Source organism: Streptomonospora nanhaiensis, from assembly GCF_013410565.1.
In the GTDB taxonomy this organism is placed as follows: Bacteria; Actinomycetota; Actinomycetes; order Streptosporangiales; family Streptosporangiaceae; genus Streptomonospora; species Streptomonospora nanhaiensis.
This window is the reverse complement of record NZ_JACCFO010000001.1, coordinates 2,588,506-2,604,687: the sequence shown is the minus strand read 5'-3', so window position 1 is coordinate 2,604,687 and position 16,182 is coordinate 2,588,506. Positions and strand designations below refer to the sequence as shown.

The following is a 16,182-nucleotide window of genomic DNA, read 5'->3' as shown; positions in this document are numbered from 1 at the left end:
TGTAGGCGTCGCACGGCCCCGCGTGCCCCCGCGGGACCCGGCGGAGCGCCCCTGGCGTCCGCCCTCGCTCCCACACGACCCCGCCGGGCCCGGCCGGGCGCCCACGCGCGCCCCGCCGGGCCCGGTCTCGTGCGCGGGCTCAGGCGTCCGACAGCACCGCGCCGTGGCGCTCGGCCAGGTGGGCGGGCAGCGGCTCGTGCCGCAGGTAGGAGCGGCTGAAGGTGCCCGTGCCGTGGGCCAGGGAGCGCAGGTCGATCGCGTAGCGGGTGATCTCCAGCTGCGGGACCTCCGCGCGGATCAGGGTGCGGCCGTCGCCGGCCATCTCGGTGGCCACCACCCGGCCGCGCCGCGCCGACAGGTCGCTCATGACCGCGCCCATGTACTCCTCGTCCACGATCACGCTCAGCTCGTCCACCGGCTCCAGCATCGCGATCCGGCAGTTGTCGGCGGCGTCCTTGAGCGCCAGCCGGCCCGCCTTCTGGAAGGCCATGTCGGAGGAGTCCACAGAGTGGGCCTTGCCGTCGTAGAGGGTCACCCGGATGTCCACCAGCGGGTAGCCCGTGCGCACGCCGCTCTCCATCTGCGCGCGGACGCCCTTCTCGACCGACGGGATGAACTGGCGGGGCACCACGCCGCCGACGATCCGGTCCACGAACTCCAGGCCCGAGCCCGAGGGCAGCGGCTCCACCTGGATGCGGCAGACGCCGTACTCGCCGTGGCCGCCGCTCTGCTTGACGTTGCGGCCCATGCCCTCGGCGGGCGCCGCGAACGTCTCGCGCAGGGGCACCCGCACGTCCTCGGTCTCGACCTCCACCCCGTAGCGGGTGCCCAGCCGGTGCAGGGCGACGTCGAGATGGGCCTCGCCCATGCACCACAGCACCAGCTGGTGGGTCTCGGGGTTGACCTCGACCCGCAGCGTGACGTCCTCGGCGGCCAGCCGCGCCACGGCCTGGGCCAGCTTGTCCTCGTCGGAGCGGGCGGCGGCGCGCAGCGCCACCGGCAGCAGCGGGTCGGGGAACGTCCACGGCGGCATGCGCAGCGGGCGCTCCCGGTCGGAGAGCGTGTCGCCGGTCTCGGCGCGGGTCAGCTTGGCCACCGCGCACACGTCGCCGGCGACGGCCTCGCCCACCGGCTCGCCGTGCCTGCCCAGCGGGGCCAGCAGCGCGCCGACGCGCTCGTCCACGTCGTGGTCGGCGTGCCCGCGCTCGGCCAGGCCGTGCCCGCACACGTGCACCACGGTGTCGGGGCGCAGGGTGCCGCTGAACACGCGCACCAGGCTGATCCGGCCGACGTAGGGGTCGCTGACGGTCTTGACGACCTCGGCCAGCAGCGGGCCGTCGGGGTCGCAGGCCGGCTCGCGGCCCACGGGCCGGTCGTTGACGGTGGTGACCTCGGGCAGCGGCCGCTCGGCGGGCGAGGGCGTGGCGCGCGGCAGCTCCTCCAGCAGTTCGGGCACCCCCACCCCGCGCGTCGCCGACACCGCGAGCACCGGGTGGAACCCGCCGCGCGCGACGGCGGCCTCCAGGTCGGCGATCAGCATCGCGGGGTCGAGTTCGGCGCCCTCCATGTAGCGGTCCATGAGGGTCTCGTCCTCGCTCTCCTCGATCACCCCCTCGATGAGCGCCTCGCGCAGCGGGGCCGCGCGCTCCAGGACGCCCTCGGGCGGCGCCGCATCGGTCCGCTCGGGGCCGGTGTAGTCGTGGTAGCGGCGGGAGATCAGGCCCATCAGCCCCGCCACGGTGCGGCCGTCGCCGTCGCCGGTGAACACCGGGAAGTAGGCGGGCAGGACGCCGTCGCCGAAGGCGGCGCGGCACTGCTCCACCACGCCGTCGAAGTCGGCGCGGTGGTGGTCGATCTTGGTCACGGCCACCGCGCGCGGAATCCCGATCGCCGCGCACTCCTGCCACAGCAGCCGGGTGCGGCCGTCGATCCCGTCGACCGCCGAGACCACGAACAGCGCGGCGTCGGCGGCGCGCAGCCCGGCGCGCAGGTCGCCGACGAAGTCGGCGTAGCCGGGGGTGTCGAGCAGGTTGACCTTGACGTCGCCCACCCGCACCGGTGCGACGGCCAGGTTCACCGAGCGCTTCTGGCGGACCTCGACGTCGTCGTGGTCGCTGACGGTGGTGCCCTCCTCGACGCGCCCCATGCGGGCCGTGGTGCCCGAGGCGTGCAGAAGGGCCTCGACCAGGGTGGTCTTTCCCGCGCCGGAGGGGCCGACCAGCACCACGTTGCGGATCATCGCCGGGTGGTCGGCCCTGGGAGCCCTGCCGGCGGTCGCCGGATGGGATCTGTCCGCCATGCTCTGCCACCTTCCATGTTCGGCCGGGCCGCGCGCGGCCCGGGACCGCGGGGCGGTGCCGTCCGGGCGGCTCGCGCGCCGGGCGGGCCCGCCGCGCGGACGGACGCCGACGCTCCGCGCCGTTGTGACGCGGAACACTTTCTACGGTCGCCCGTTGCGGCCGATATCACAAGGGGGACATGTGCCGACACGCCGGGGTGGTCGCGCAGGTCCGCGGTGCCGCACGCGCGCGCAACGCGGTGTCCGCGGGCAAGGGCGCGGCTTGCGCGCGATGCGCGGTCACCGGCGGACCGTCCCGAATGTGCGGAGAGGGCGTCCGGATCTCTTAGGGTGTGGCCGTGCTGTGGTCGGAGAACATCCCTGAGTTCGGCGCGGCCGCCATGGTCCCGGCGGTCGTGCTCGTGGTCTACGCCGCGGTGGGCGAGCCGCTCCTGGGCCGCCTGGCCTTCGCCTGGCTGCGCCGCCGCCGCGACTCCGACCCCCGCGCCCTCATCCGCTTCTACCAGCTCACCATCGGCGCCCAGGCGGCCTGGACCGCGCTCATCGCGGTCTCGGTGCTCCTGGCGGCCGACGTCGCGCCGGTCCACCTGGGGCTGGCCCTTCCCCGCGCGTGGGGGCCGCTGGTGGCGGCCGCGCTGGGGTTCTGCCTGGCGATGCTGGTGGTGTGGCTGATCACCCGCGACCGCGGGCGGTCGCGGTCGCACCGGGGCGGCGCGCCCGGCGCCCCGCCGCTGCCGCCGCCGCCCGACCCCGGGCAGGTCCTGGCCGTGCTCAGCCCGCGCACGCGCGCCGAGCGCCGCTGGGCGGGCGCGCTGGCCGTCACCGCCGGGGTGTCCGAGGAACTGCTCTACCGGGCCTTCCTCGTGGCCTTCGGCACCGCGCTGGGGCTGCCGGTGTGGCTGGCCGCGATCGCCTCGTGCGTGCTGTTCGCCGTGGCCCACGTCTACCAGGGCTGGTGGGGCCTGGTGGGCCCGGGCCTGCTCGGGGCGCTGTTCATGGTGCTGTTCCTGGGCACCGGCAGCATCCTGCTGCCCGTGCTCCTGCACATCCTGGTCGACCTGCGCTCGCTGCTGCTCAGCGGCAGCGGACGCCGCCACCGCGCCCGAGCGCTGTAGCGGCCGGGCACGCACCCGGCACACGGGCGGCCCACCCGGCCGCGCGCACCGCCTAGTGCGGTCGGCGCACCAGCACCGCCGCCACCGGCAGGCACAGCGCCACGGCCGTGGCGGTGAGCGCGAACGCCGGGCCGTAGCCGGCCGCCTGCACCGCCAGGCCCACCACGACCGCGCCCAGCCCGGCGCCGCCGTCGTAGCCGATGTTCCACACCGCGCTGGCGGTGCCGTAGCCGCGCGGACCGGCCCGGCGGAACATCACCACCAGGGTGTCGTTCTGCACCGCGCCGAAGCCCGCGCCGAACAGCGCCGCGCCCGCCACGGCCGCCGCCGCGCCCAGCGCGCCCGGCCCCGTCCAGCCGGGTTCCACCGGCCACAGCGCCGCCGCGGCCAGACCCATGCCGACCGCCGCCGCGACCGTGGCGGGCACCAGCACCACGATGCGGCGCCGGCGGTCGCTCAGCGCGCCCGCCGCCCACCGGCCCGCCACCGACAGCAGCCCGTAGGCCAGGAGGGCGGCGAACACGACCGCGGCGGCCTCCTCCAGCGGGATCGCCAGGAACGTCACCACGGCGCTGGAGGACAGCGCGCACACCAGCATCAGCAGCAGGGGCGCGGCCAGGCGGGCGTAGGTCCGCGGGCCGCGCCCCGCCGGGGCGGCGGCCGGGCCGGCGGGAGGCCCGGCCGCGCCGGCGGCCCCCGACCCCGCCAGCAGCCAGATGCCCGCGGCGGCGAGCGCGCCGGCCACCGGCGCGGCGCCGGCCGCCCAGAACACCGCCTCGAACCCGAGGTTGAGCGCCGCCCACACCCCGCCTGACAGCAGCAGCACGTGCGGCAGCCCCACGGCCATGCCGTAGTAGCCGGCGGCGCGGCCGATCTGCTCGGGCGGCACCAGCCGCGCCGCCAGCGCCGAGCCCACCACGGTCACCATGCCGAACCCCACGCCGCGCAGCGCCGAGACGGCCAGCAGCGGCCCCAGGTCGGTCGCCGCCGCCAGCAGCGGCGCGGGCGCGCCCAGCAGCAGCGCGCCCACCGCGAACGTCCAGCGGTACCCGCCGTGGTCCAGCAGCCAGGGCATCGCCAGCTGGGTGAGCACGGTGGTCCCCATGAACACCGCGGTGGTCGCGCCCGCGCCCAGCTCGCCGGCGCCCCCGCGCGCCGCCCACAGCGGCACCACCGGAAGCAGCAGGACGTAGCCGGAGAAGCTGAGCACGCTGGCCAGTACGAGCAGCCGGAAGCCCCACCCGCGCAGGCCCTGGTGCGGCAGGTCGGGCCGCTCGGCTGGGGTCATCCGGACATCGGAGGTCTGCGGCATCGTGTCTTTCCGGTCGAAACGGGGGAGGGGGAGGTCAGGAGGCGGGGTCGGGCGCCAGGTGGGGCTGGAGCCACCGGGCGACCCGCCGGGCCCGCTCGGGGGTCATGGCGCGCTCGGCGTGGCCCATGCCCGGCTCGATCCACAGCTCCTTGGGCTCGCGGGCGGCCCCGTGCAGACGGTGGGCGTGCTCGACCGGGAAGTAGGCGTCGGCGTCGCCGTGGACCACCAGCAGCGGTGCCGGGGCCACCCGCGGCGCGAGTTCGGTGGGGTCGGGCGGTACCGGGTCCCAGTCGGTGTCGATGACGCGCACCTTGCGCGCCACCCGCAGGAACCAGCGGCCCAGGGGGCGCTCCACGCCGAAGTGCAGCAGTCTCATCCGGCGGCTTCCCCGGTAGTACCACATGCTCGGGCCGCTGACCGCGACGACCGCGCTCACACCCCCGAACAGGGCGGCGTGGCGCACCACCACGGCCGCGCCCATGGAGAACCCCACGGTGGCCACGCGGGTGTAGCCGCGTTCGCGCAGGTGGGCCACCACGGCCTCGACGTCGTGGACCTCCAGGTTGCCCACCGTGCACAGCCCGCCGGACTCGTGGTGGCCGCGGAAGTCGAAGGTCATGACGTCGGCGAGGGGCAGCAGGTGCCGGGCGACCCGCCGCGTCCCGGGGCTGCGCCAGGTGCCGGTGAACCCGTTGGCCAGCACCACGGCGGTGGTGCCCGCCGACCCGCCGCGCAGCAGCGCGGTGTCGAGGTCGACGCCGTCGGAGGTGGTCAGCCGCCGCCGCTCGGGCTCGGACTGCGGCGCGGGGCGGTGCAGCGCATCGGTCATGACCACCATCGTGCCCGACGGCCGCGGCCGGGGGCAGGGCGGGAGGCACGACCACCCGCGGGCGGGCGCGCACCACGTCCGGTCCGGGGGCGGGCACCCCCGGGCCCCGCCGCGGGCGCCCGCAACCGCCGACTCAGTAGGACGAGATGTGCACGTGGTCGTAGTGGTTGGCGGTGATGCTGCCGCGGTCGTTCATCATCTCCCAGCCGGCCCCGGGGTTGGCCGAGTGCCAGATGCGCTGCTCCCAGATGATGTACATCACGCCGAGGCGGTCGGCGTTGGCCTGGGCGTACTCGGCGATCTGCTGGCCCAGCTGCCGGTTGGCCTCGGAGGGCGCGGCGCCGCCCGCGCTCATCATGAAGTCGCAGGCGCGGCCCGAGCCGTGCTCGCCGGGGTCGCCGGGGCGCAGGCAGCCCACCGGGTAGGGGGCGCCGAAGTTGCTGACGATGTCGTCGCGGATGGCGGCCATGCGCGGGGTGGCGCCGTCCCAGCCGGGACCGATGGCGCTCTCGGGCACCGAGCCCGTGCCGGGGGTCTCGGGGACCTGCTCCTCCTCGTAGCGCTCGATCTTGGCCAGGACCTCCTCGCGCTGGGACTCCAGGTCCTCGACCAGCTCCTCGGCCTCCTCCAGCTTGGCGTCGGCCTTCTCGGCGGCCTCCTCGCGCTCGGCGCGGAGGTCGCTGAGCGAGGCCACGCGCTCGCCGTGGCTGACGGTGACGCGGTTGGCCATGGCGGCGTCGTCGAGCATGTCCTGGGGGTCGCTGCTGAGCGCGACCTCGATGCCGGGGTCGAGGCCGGACCCCATGTACTGGCCGGCCGCCAGCACGGCGACCTCCTCGCGGTTGAGGGCGAGTTCGTCCTCGACCTCCTTGAGGCGGCGCCGCGCCTCCTCGACGTCGTCCTTGGCGTCGTGGTAGGTGATCAGCTCGGTGTCGTACTCCTCCTCCAGCGCCTCGGCCCGGGCGGTGAGCTCGTCGATGTCGGGCTCGTCGTCCTGGGGGTCGGCGTAGGAGGTGGCGGGCAGCAGCAGGGCGGCGCCGATGGCCAGCGCGGGCAGCAGGACCGCGCGCCGGCGCGATCGTGCGGGTGCTGAAGTGTGCATGAGGGTCACCTGGTGTCGGGGGCGGACCGGTCGGAGGGGCGACACGTGGGGCGCGGGGTGCGCGCGGTCCGCGCGGTGCTGGAGCAGACGATACGAGATCCGACCGTGACCTCGCCAGCCGCGCGCGGTGACGGGCCGGGTCCGGCCGCGCGCGGCGGCGCGGGCGCGCCCCGGCGCAAGCCCCCGGTAACCGGGCCCCGGGTTCTCAGGAGCCGCCGCCGAACCCGCTGGGCAGGCGCTGGGCGGCGGGCGGCGCGGTGCCGCGGTTGAGGAACCACGGTGCCTGGCGGACGGCGCGCATGGCGGTGCGGCGGGTGTCGCGGTCGAGGCGGTCCAGGTACAGCATGCCGTCGAGGTGGTCGACCTCGTGCTGCAGGCAGCGGGCCATCAGGCCCTCGCCGCTCACGGTGACCGGCTCGTTGCGGAGGTCGACCCCGGTGACGGTGGCGCGCAGCGCCCGCCGGGTGGGGAATCCGAGGTCGGGCACTGACAGGCAGCCTTCGTCGCCGTCCTGGACGTCGTCGGAGAGTTCGACGATCTCGGGGTTGATGACGTAGCCGATCCGGCCCTCGACGTTGTAGCTGAACGCCCGCAGCCCCACCCCGATCTGGTTGGCCGCGACCCCGGCGTGGCCGGGGTCGTCGACGGTGTCGAGGAGGTCGCGGATGAGCGCCTCGGTGTGGCGGCCGAACGAGGTGATGGGGGCAGTGGGGGTCACCAGAACGGGGTCGCCGAAGTAGACGATGGGGCGCTTGCTCATGGCTGACAGCCTAGCCGCCGCGGCCCCGCCGGGCGGCCGCCGTCCACAGCCGCCCGGGGCCGGGGCCTCATGCGGGGCGGGGGCTCAGCGCGTCGTCCAGCACCATCTCGATGTAGTCCAGCGCCGCCCTGCGGCGGGCGGGCCCGCTGCGGTAGAGCGAGGGCTGCGCGGTGCCCCGGCGGACCCGCAGGCACTCGTTGACGATGCGCTGCCAGCGCTCGGGGAAGGTGTGCAGCGCGTACATGCCCGCGCGGGTCTTGGAGGTGATCTCGCCGGTGCGCAGCGTGAAGTGCAGCCGGCTGACGCTGAGCACGCTCCACGACGGCGCCAGCGAGCCCAGGGCGGCCAGGCCGCGCGGGGTGACCAGCCGGCCGGCCCTGGCGCGCCAGCGGCGCCAGTGCTCGTCGAGGTTGCCGAAGGACCACGCGCGCAGGCTGGCGGGGTTGTCCCACACGTCCAGCTCGACCGGCAGCGGGCCGCGGACGGTGACACCGCGTTCGGCGAGCACGTGCCAGGTGACGGGGTTGACGTCGGCGGTCGAGCGCTCCCGGAACCGGCCGCCCGCGACCGCCGCCACGGGGCCGCACACCCCGGGGTCGTCGGCCAGGTCCTCCCAGGTGACGTGGATGCCGTTGAACTGGGGGTGGGGAATCTGCGCACGGGTGCGGGCGTGCGCCCGCCGCAGCGCGTCCCGGTCGGAGTCGGTGGCGCGCCGGGCGGTGACGACCACGAAGTCGACGTCGCTGGCGTGGGGGCGGAAGTCGCCCAGCGCCACCGAGCCGGTCAGGTAGAGCCCCTGCACCAGGCCGGGAGCCGCGTCGTCCACATTGTGCAGGAACGCCTCGGTCAGGGTCCGCACGCGCGGGTGGATCGCCATGTGGTGGTCTCCAGTGGTGGTCGGCTGCGGGATCGCGATCCGCCGGTATCCGCGGCCGGGGCCGGCGGCGGTCGGCGAGACCGGCCGCCCGGCGTCGCGGGGGCGCCGAGGCGGTCGGGAAGCGGTCCGGCGGCGTTCCGGCAGGTCGCGTCCCTGTGTCCTTCAGTCTGGAAGCCCCTACCCCGACAAGGCAAGCCATCACGCCGGATCCGCACCCAGCCTCCCACACGGGGGTGGTGGCAGGCTGTCGGCCGATGGGGGTGCGCACACCCTTGAGTTTCCGTGCGGTCTGTGGTATGTACTCTTGCTGCCCCGGGGGTCGGCCCCGTATTGGCGCGGGAATGGCGTTCCGTTCGCGTCGGTGCCGTTATGAGCGGCTGGACTCCGCAGGAGAATGCGCTGGATCGTCCCTGGTTGCGGCCTTGTGGAAGCCTTGGGGTTTGTTTGCAATTGCGTTTGCACGGGCATAGTGGGAATAAAACGTCCTACAACGGGTAGTCATCCCAATGTGTTTCCGCGGTATTCAATTGGTGCGTCCGCATTGACCATTCTGCGGTCCGCGCTCCTCTATAGAGAACTCGGCCATTGGCCGTTCCCGCCTGCGCCGCCGCGCGTCCCCCGACCGTGCGGCGGATCCCGAAGTGACGCGCGCGACTCCCAGCGCTGTGGAAAAGCGCGCCCCCAGCGGTTAGCATCCTTCTTGAGCCTGCCAACGGTCAGTATCCGCGAACCCGCCACCTGGGAACACGCGTCCCGCCAGGCGAAGTTCGGGAACTTAACCCCCTATCCAGTGTGCTCTTTCCCTTCCTGTGCTCTGTTTTCGCGTGCGTAACACGAGGTCATTCAGGCGAAACCGCCGCTCCTTAGCCTGTCTCGTGAGGATCGGCGTTCTCGGCGATTTCTAAGGAGATTCTTATGGTGCCGACCATGGTGCTCGTAGCGGACGACTCGCAGGACACCGACCGCACGGAGGCGCTCCGCGGACTGGCCGACGCCGTCGCGCGCCGCGGCGAGGCCCCGGTCGTCCCCGCCTTCGGCTCCGACCGCGAGGTCCAGCGTGCCGTCCACTCCGTCGAGGGCCCGATGGTCGTCGTGCCGGCCTACGTCGCCGGCGGCGACCTCGCCAGCTCCCAGGTCCTCGCCGGCCTCGACCTCGGCGGCCGGTTCGACGCCCTGCACACCGCCCCCCTGGGCGCCGTGCCCTCGATCGTCGGCGACCTCGCCGCCCGCCTGCTCGCCACGGGCTGGACCTCGGGCGACGGCGTCGTCCTCGCCGCCGACGGCAGCACCGGCCAGGACGAGCGCCAGGCGGTCACCGACGTCGCCCGGATGCTCAGCCGCCGCCTGGGCTCGCCGGTGCAGGTCGGCTACCTCAACTCCTGGGCGCCCTCGGTGGGCGACGCCGTGGAGCGGCTGCGCCGCAACGGCCGCGACCGCGTGGCCGTGGCCACCTGGCGGCTGGTCGAGGACCGCGACTACGAGCGGCTGCACGACCTCGGCGCCACCACCGTCACCGCCCCGCTGTGGCCGTCGGAGATCGTGGTGGACTCCCTGCTGGCCCAGCACCGCGCCGCCAAGGCCCGCCTGGCGGCCTGACGCCCCCGCACCGCCCGGCGCGCCGGCCGGGCGCCCCGGCCGCGAGCGCTCCCCTCAGCGGGCGAACGCGGATCCCGGTCGAGCCGACCGGCGTCCGCGCCCGCCCGGTGGGACCTCCCCCACCCGCGCGGCCGCCCGGCCCACTCAAGCTCAGGCCCACTGCGGCGACACCGCACGACCGCCCGCGGCCCGGCCCTCCGCACGGGGGGCCGGGCCGCACCGCGCGTACGCGGCCACCGCCGCGCCGCGCCCCACCGCCCCGCGCGGGCCCAGACCCGATGCGATAGCGTCACAACCCCGCCGCTGACCGTGGTCGCCCCGGACCGGCAGCGAGCGGATCCGCTCGCTCGCGCGAGCGCCCCCCAGGAGGTGACCAGGCCCCATGCGCGGCACGCCCGCTCGTCCGCGGTGCCCGCGCCCGCCGCACCGGCGCGGCGAACCCGGCCGCGTCCCCCTCAACGGCGATGGGACGCGCTCCCGGCGGATGGGTATGCCCGTCACCGCGGCCCGCCTCGCAGCCGCACATCGATTTCTCGGGGCGGTACCAGCTCGGAAACCCAGGACCCGGCTCCGGGGACGGGCCGATTCGTAAGGTGGTCACATGAGCGAAGTCACAGCGCGGTACGTCGACGACAAGCAGAGGCGGCGCCTCATCCGCCGCTTCGGCCGCGGCGCGGCCGACTGGCTGGACGGCCTGCCCGCCCGCGTCGACGAACTCGCCGCCGAGTGGAAGCTCAGCGTCGAGGGCCCGGCGCCCCACGGGCGCACCTCGGTGGTCCTGTTCTGCCGGCGGCTCGACGGCGGCCCGGCGATCCTGAAGATCTCGCCCGACCCCGGTCTGGGCACCTTCGAGGCGCGCCTGCTGCGCCTGTGGGAGGAGAGCGGGCGCGTCCCGGCGGTGTGGGAGGTCGACACCGACCGCGGCGCCGTGCTGCTGGAGCGCATCGGCGAGGGGCGCACCGTGGCCCTGGAGGGCGAGGTACCGCCGATGCACGACGTCGCCGACCTCATCGCCGAACTGCACGCGGTCGACGTCCCCCACGACGAGATGGGCGAACTCCACCCCCTGCACAGCCGGATGAACTTCCTCTACGACATGTGGGAGCACGAGCGCCAGGACGGCCCGGCCGCCGAGCTCGTGCCCACCTCCGTGCTGCACCGGGGCCACGCCCGCGCCCGCGACCTCGCCCACGGCGAGGACGACGTCGTGCCGCTGCACGGCGACCTCCACCCCGGAAACGTCCTGCTCGGCGGGCCCGAGCGCGGCCTGGTCGCGGTGGACCCCCGCGCCTGCGTGGGCGACGCCGCCGTCGACGCCGTCGACTGGGCGATCTGGCAGGCCGACTCCCTGGAGGAGGTCGAGCGGCGGGTCGCGCTGCTGTCCTCGCGCCTGGAGGTGCCCGGCGACCGGCTGCTCGCCTGGTGCCGCGCCTGCGCGCCCCTGTTCGCCGTGGCCGCCGCCAACCGCGGGCGCGCCGACACCCCCCACTTCGCCATGCTGATGGCCCTCGCCGACAGCTGATTCCCGGACACCGCCGCTTTCGGCGGGCGGCGGGCCCCGCGCGGCCCGCCGCCCGCCGAGAGCCGCCCATCGAGCGGCTTGGGCCCCGCGCCGCGCAGGGCCGGGCCGGTGCAGGTCAGCGGGTCTTGGGCCCGGGTGTTCGCCCGGCGGTGGGGCGGCGTTCAACGGCGGTGCAGCGCCGCGTCGCATCCGGCCGGAAGGGTTCTGCCCCGGCCCTGCCGGCGCCCCCGACACCCGCGCACCCCCGGCCGCCCGCGCCCACCCCAGGAGTCCCCCGATGCGACGAACCGCCCCCCTCCGCCGCCGGCCGGCCCTCGCCGCCGCCCTGCTCCTGCTCGCGCTGCTGGTGCCCGCGGCCCCGGCCGCGGCCGACGACCGCCACCCCGGCCGCGGCGGCGAGGAGTCCCTGGTCGAGACCCCCTGGGTCATCGCGCACCGCGGCGCCTCGGCCTACCGGCCCGAGCACACCCTGGCCGCCTACCGGCTGGCCGTCCGCCAGCGCGCCGACGTCATCGAGCCCGACCTGGTGCCCACCAGCGACGGCCACCTGATCGCCCGCCACGAGAACGAGCTGGGCGGCACGACCGACGTGGACGAGCGCCCCGAGTTCGCCGACCGCCGCACCACCAAGGTGATCGACGGGGTCCGCGTCACCGGCTGGTTCGCCGAGGACTTCACGCTGGCCGAGATCAAGACGCTGCGCGCCGAGGAGCGCATCCCCGACATCCGCCCGCGCAACACCCGCTACGACGGCCGCTACGAAATCCCCACCTTCGAGGAGGTGCTGGAGGTCTGGGAGCAGGGCCGCCGCCGCAACCGGGACCTGCTGCTGATCCCCGAGCTCAAGCACGGCGGCTACTTCGACTCCATCGGGCTGGACACCGAGGCGATGCTGGCCGCGACCCTGCGCGAACGCGGCCTCGACGGCCGCCGCTCCCCGGTGATCGTGCAGTCCTTCGAGCCCGGCAGCGCCCGCGAGGTGGACCGGCTCGTGGACGTCCGCGTCGTGCAGCTGATCAGCGGTGCGCAGCGGGAGCTGACGACCCCCGGAGCGCTGGACGAGGTGGCCGAGTACGCCGACGCGATCGGCCCCGACCTGCGCTGGGTGCTGCCGATCGGCGCCGACGGCCGGGCCGACGAGCCCACCCCGCTGGTGGCCGACGCCCACGACCGGGGCCTGCTGGTGACGCCCTACACGCTGCGCAGCGAGAACGCCCACCTGCCCGACGGCTACGACATCGGCGCGGACCCCACGCGCTACGGCGACTACCTCGACTACTACGTGGCGGTCTACGCCACCGGGGTCGACGGCGTGTTCAGCGACAACCCCGACCACCTGTACCGGGCGCGCGAGGCCTACGAGCGCGCCCAGCGGCGGCCCTAGCGGTCGCGTGCCGCCCGGTGCGGCCGGCGCCCCCCTCCGGCGGCCGGCCCGCCGGGGCGCCCCCGGCCCCGACGGGCCCGCGGCCCCGCTCAGCCGTCCTTCTCGAACCGGTAGCCCATGCCCGCCTCGGTGATCAGGTAGCGCGGGTGGGCGGGGTCGGGTTCGAGCTTGCGGCGCAGCTGGGCCATGTAGACCCGCAGGTAGTTGGTCTCGCTCTGGTAGTTGGGGCCCCACACGTCGTGCAGCAGCCGGCGCTGGCTGACCAGCCGCCCGGCGTTGCGCGCCAGCACCTCCAGGATGTGCCACTCGGTGGGGGTCAGCCGGACCTCGGAGTCGCCGCGGGTGACCCGCTTGGCCCCCAGGTCCACGGTGAACGCGGCGGTGGCCACCACCGGGGCCTCCTCGACGTGCACCGAGCGGCGCTGCGCCGCGCGGATGCGGGCCAGCAGCTCGTCCATGCCGAAGGGCTTGGTGACGTAGTCGTCGGCGCCGGCGTCCAGGGAGCGGACCTTCTCGCTGGAGGAGTGCCGCGCCGACAGCACGATGATCGGCACCGAGGTCCATCCGCGCAGGCCCTCGATGACCTCGCCGCCCTCCATGTCGGGCAGGCCCAGGTCCAGCAGCACGACGTCGGGCGGCTGCTTGGCGGCGGCCTGGAGCGCCGACGCGCCGTCGGTGGCGGTGTCGACGTCGTAGCCCCGCGCCCGCAGGTTGATCCGCATGGCGCGGATGATCTGCGCGTCGTCGTCCACGACCAGGGTCCGCATCTCACACCTCGGTGTCAGGGGCGCCCAGGGGCCCGTGGTGGGTGTCGGCACCGCCGCCCGGTGCCTGCGCCGCCTCGGCGCCGGCGGGCGCGGCCCCGCCCGGCGCGGGGTCGGTGGGGCTGGTGTGCAGGGTGAACACCATGGTCAACCCGCCGCCCGGGGTGTCCTCGGCGATCAGGGTACCGTCCATGGCCTCGGTGAACCCGCGCGCCACCGCCAGTCCCAGGCCGATCCCGGTGCCGCGCGGGGCGTCGCCCAGCCGCTGGAACGCCTCGAAGATGCGGTCCTTGTGCTCGTCGGGCACGCCGGGGCCGTGGTCGGCCACCCGCAGCTCCACGGTGTCGCCCAGGGCGCTGGCCGCCAGCAGGATCGGCGGGCTGTCGGGCGGGTTGTGCCGGGCGGCGTTCTGCACCACGTTGGCCACGGCCCGCTCCAGCAGCCCGGCGTCGGCGCGCACCCGCGGCAGGTGGTCGGGGACGTCCACGCACACGGTGTGCGGCGGGATGCCGATGAGGGTGGCCGGCACGACCTCCTCCAGTCCCACCGCGCGGATCTTGGGCTGGACGGTGTCGGTCTGCAGCCGGCTCATGTCCAGGAGGTTGCCCACCAGGCCGTTGAGCCGGTCGGTGGACTCCTCGATGTTCTCCAGCAGTTCGGCGCGGTCGGCCTCGTCGAGTTCGATGTCGACCGAGCGCAGGCTGGACACGCTGGCCTTGATGGAGGTCAGCGGGGTGCGCAGGTCGTGGGAGACCGCGGCCAGCAGCGCGGTGCGGATCTTGTTGCGCGCGGCCTGGCGCTTGGCCTCGGCGGCGTCGTGGGCCAGGCGCTGGCGCTCCAGGGCGATCCCGATGTGGGTGGCGAACGCCCCGAGGATGCGCCGGTCGGCGGCGGGCAGCACGTGGCCGCGCAGCGCCAGCGCCAGGGAGTCGCTGACCGACACCAGGGCGTCGGCCTGGTCGGGCGAGGCGCAGGGCCCCTCGCCGACGCTCTCGACCCGGGTCCAGGCGCCGTCGTCCTCCTGGCGCAGCAGCGCCACCGAGCGCTGGCCGAAGGTCTCGCGGATGCGGCGCAGCAGCGCGGGCAGCGGCTCCTGGCCGTCGATGACGCTGCTGGCCAAGAGGCTCAGCGTGCTCGCCTCGGCCTTGGACCGGCTGGCCTGCAGCGCGCGGCGCTTGGCGAGGTCGACCACGAACGCCACCAGCACGCCCACCAGGATGAACGCGGCCAGCGCGACGGTGTTGTCGGTGCTGTGGACCGACAGCCCGTACAGCGGCGGGGCGAACAGCAGGTCCAGCAGCAGGGTGCTCCACACCGCGCCCACCAGCGCCGGCCACAGCCCGCCGACCATGGCGGCGGCGATGGTCGCGACGAAGAACACCGGGACGTGGGCGGCGAGCCCGATGCCGTCGGCGGGCGGCAGCCGCATGGCCGCCGCCAGCAGCACCGGCCCGAGCAGGCCGATGGCCCAGCCCGAGACGTGGCGGGCGCGGCTGAGGCTGCCGGCCAGCGGCGGCAGCAGGTTGCGGCCCCGGCCGACCTCCTCGTGGGTCACGATGTGCACGTCGATGTCGCCGGACTCGCGCGCCACCGTGGCCCCCACGCCCGGCCCGAAGGCGTACTGCCAGCTGCGCCGCCGGGAGGAGCCCAGCACGATCTGGGTGGCGTTGACGCCCCGGGCGAACTCCAGCAGCGCGGTGGGGATGTCCTTGCCGATCACCTGGTGGTAGGTGCCGCCGAGTTCGGCGAGCAGGCGGCGCTGCTCGGCCATCACGTCGGGCAGCGGGTGGGCGAGGTTGTCGCCGGAGACCACGTGCACGGCCATGAGGTGGCTGGGCTGGGGGCGGCCCCCGCGCGAGCGGGCGGCCACGCGGGCGGCGCGGCGGATCAGGGTCTCGCCCTCGGGGCCGCCGGTCAGCGCGACGACGACGCGTTCGCGGGCCTCCCAGGTCTGGCGGATCTTGTGCTCGCCCCGGTAGTGGGCCAGGCCCTCGTCCACGCGGTCGGCCACCCACAGCAGGGCGAGTTCGCGCAGCGCGGTGAGGTTGCCCTCGCGGAAGTAGCTGGAGAGGGCGGCGTCGATCTTCTCGGCGGGGTAGATGTTGCCGTGGGACATCCGCCGGCGCAGCGCGTGCGGCGACATGTCGCACAGCTCGATCTGGTCGGCGCGGCGCACGATCTGGTCGGGGATGGTCTCGCGCTGGCGCACGCCGGTGATGCGCTCGACCACGTCGTTCAGCGACTCCACGTGCTGGATGTTGAGCGTGGTGATGACGTCGATGCCGGCGTTGAGCAGCTCCTCGACGTCCTGCCAGCGCTTGGCGTTGCGGGTGCCGGGGGCGTTGGTGTGGGCGAAGTCGTCCACGACGGCCACGCGGGGCGCGCGCGCCAGGAGGGCGTCGAGGTCGAGCTCGCCGGGCGCGCCGTCGACCCGCGCGCGCGGCAGGACCTCCAGGCCCTCCAGGAGTTCGGCCGTGCGCGGGCGGTCGCGGGTCTCGGCCAGGCCCACGACGACGTCGGTTCCGCGCTCCCGCCGGCGCCGCGCCTCGCTCAGCGCGGAGTAGGTCTTGCCCACGCCGGGGGCGGCGCCCAGGTAGATGCGGAGCTTGCTACGTGCCACGC

General features: G+C 75.3%; 12 protein-coding genes. 4 read left to right on the top strand and 8 right to left on the bottom strand.

Features of this window, described 5'->3' with window-relative positions:
- Window positions 1-139: 139 nt before the first annotated feature.
- Entirely contained in the window at window positions 140-2,299 is a 2,160-nt protein-coding gene (locus tag HNR12_RS11250) for an elongation factor G-like protein EF-G2 (RefSeq protein ID WP_179767444.1), read from the bottom strand.
- Window positions 2,300-2,637: 338 nt separating this feature from the next.
- Between HNR12_RS11250 and HNR12_RS11245 the strand changes: the two genes are divergently transcribed.
- Window positions 2,638-3,414, top strand: a complete 777-nt coding sequence (locus tag HNR12_RS11245; RefSeq protein WP_308118956.1) for a CPBP family intramembrane glutamic endopeptidase — start codon at window positions 2,638-2,640, stop codon at window positions 3,412-3,414.
- A gap of 52 nt (window positions 3,415-3,466) precedes the next feature.
- Here HNR12_RS11245 and HNR12_RS11240 read toward each other — a convergent pair whose 3' ends face one another.
- From HNR12_RS11240 to HNR12_RS11220, 5 genes are all read right to left on the bottom strand, one after another.
- A complete protein-coding gene (locus tag HNR12_RS11240; RefSeq protein ID WP_246425057.1) occupies window positions 3,467-4,702 on the bottom strand; it encodes an MFS transporter in 1,236 nt (411 codons plus the stop codon).
- 58 nt (window positions 4,703-4,760) lie between these two features.
- The gene (locus HNR12_RS11235; protein ID WP_179767441.1) at window positions 4,761-5,555 is read right to left on the bottom strand and encodes an alpha/beta hydrolase family protein; all 795 of its coding nucleotides are present in this window, start codon (window positions 5,553-5,555) and stop codon (window positions 4,761-4,763) included.
- Window positions 5,556-5,688: 133 nt separating this feature from the next.
- Window positions 5,689-6,657, bottom strand: coding sequence for a coiled-coil domain-containing protein (locus tag HNR12_RS11230; protein ID WP_179767440.1), 969 nt, complete (start codon window positions 6,655-6,657; stop codon window positions 5,689-5,691).
- Between the two features lie 205 nt (window positions 6,658-6,862).
- Complete coding sequence (locus HNR12_RS11225; protein ID WP_179767439.1) at window positions 6,863-7,417, bottom strand: peptide deformylase; 555 nt, start codon at window positions 7,415-7,417, stop codon at window positions 6,863-6,865.
- A 67-nt stretch (window positions 7,418-7,484) separates the two neighbouring features.
- Window positions 7,485-8,294, bottom strand: a complete 810-nt coding sequence (locus HNR12_RS11220; protein ID WP_179767438.1) for a nucleotidyltransferase domain-containing protein — start codon at window positions 8,292-8,294, stop codon at window positions 7,485-7,487.
- Window positions 8,295-9,209: 915 nt separating this feature from the next.
- On the opposite strand from HNR12_RS11220, the gene HNR12_RS11215 reads away from it, so the two are divergent.
- The 3 genes from HNR12_RS11215 (at window position 9,210) to HNR12_RS11205 (ending at window position 12,796) form a co-directional block, all read left to right on the top strand.
- The gene (locus HNR12_RS11215; protein WP_179767437.1) at window positions 9,210-9,890 is read left to right on the top strand and encodes a sirohydrochlorin chelatase; all 681 of its coding nucleotides are present in this window, start codon (window positions 9,210-9,212) and stop codon (window positions 9,888-9,890) included.
- Between the two features lie 601 nt (window positions 9,891-10,491).
- A complete protein-coding gene (locus HNR12_RS11210) occupies window positions 10,492-11,412 on the top strand; it encodes an aminoglycoside phosphotransferase family protein (protein WP_179767436.1) in 921 nt (306 codons plus the stop codon).
- Between the two features lie 277 nt (window positions 11,413-11,689).
- The gene (locus HNR12_RS11205; protein WP_179767435.1) at window positions 11,690-12,796 is read left to right on the top strand and encodes a glycerophosphodiester phosphodiesterase family protein; all 1,107 of its coding nucleotides are present in this window, start codon (window positions 11,690-11,692) and stop codon (window positions 12,794-12,796) included.
- Window positions 12,797-12,885: 89 nt separating this feature from the next.
- Here HNR12_RS11205 and HNR12_RS11200 read toward each other — a convergent pair whose 3' ends face one another.
- Both HNR12_RS11200 and HNR12_RS11195 read right to left on the bottom strand, forming a co-directional pair.
- Window positions 12,886-13,563: a response regulator gene (locus tag HNR12_RS11200; RefSeq protein ID WP_179767434.1), complete on the bottom strand. Its 678-nt coding sequence runs from the start codon at window positions 13,561-13,563 to the stop codon at window positions 12,886-12,888.
- Window position 13,564: 1 nt separating this feature from the next.
- Window positions 13,565-16,180, bottom strand: a complete 2,616-nt coding sequence (locus tag HNR12_RS11195) for an ATP-binding protein (protein ID WP_179767433.1) — start codon at window positions 16,178-16,180, stop codon at window positions 13,565-13,567.
- Between the last annotated feature and the right edge of the window lie 2 nt (window positions 16,181-16,182).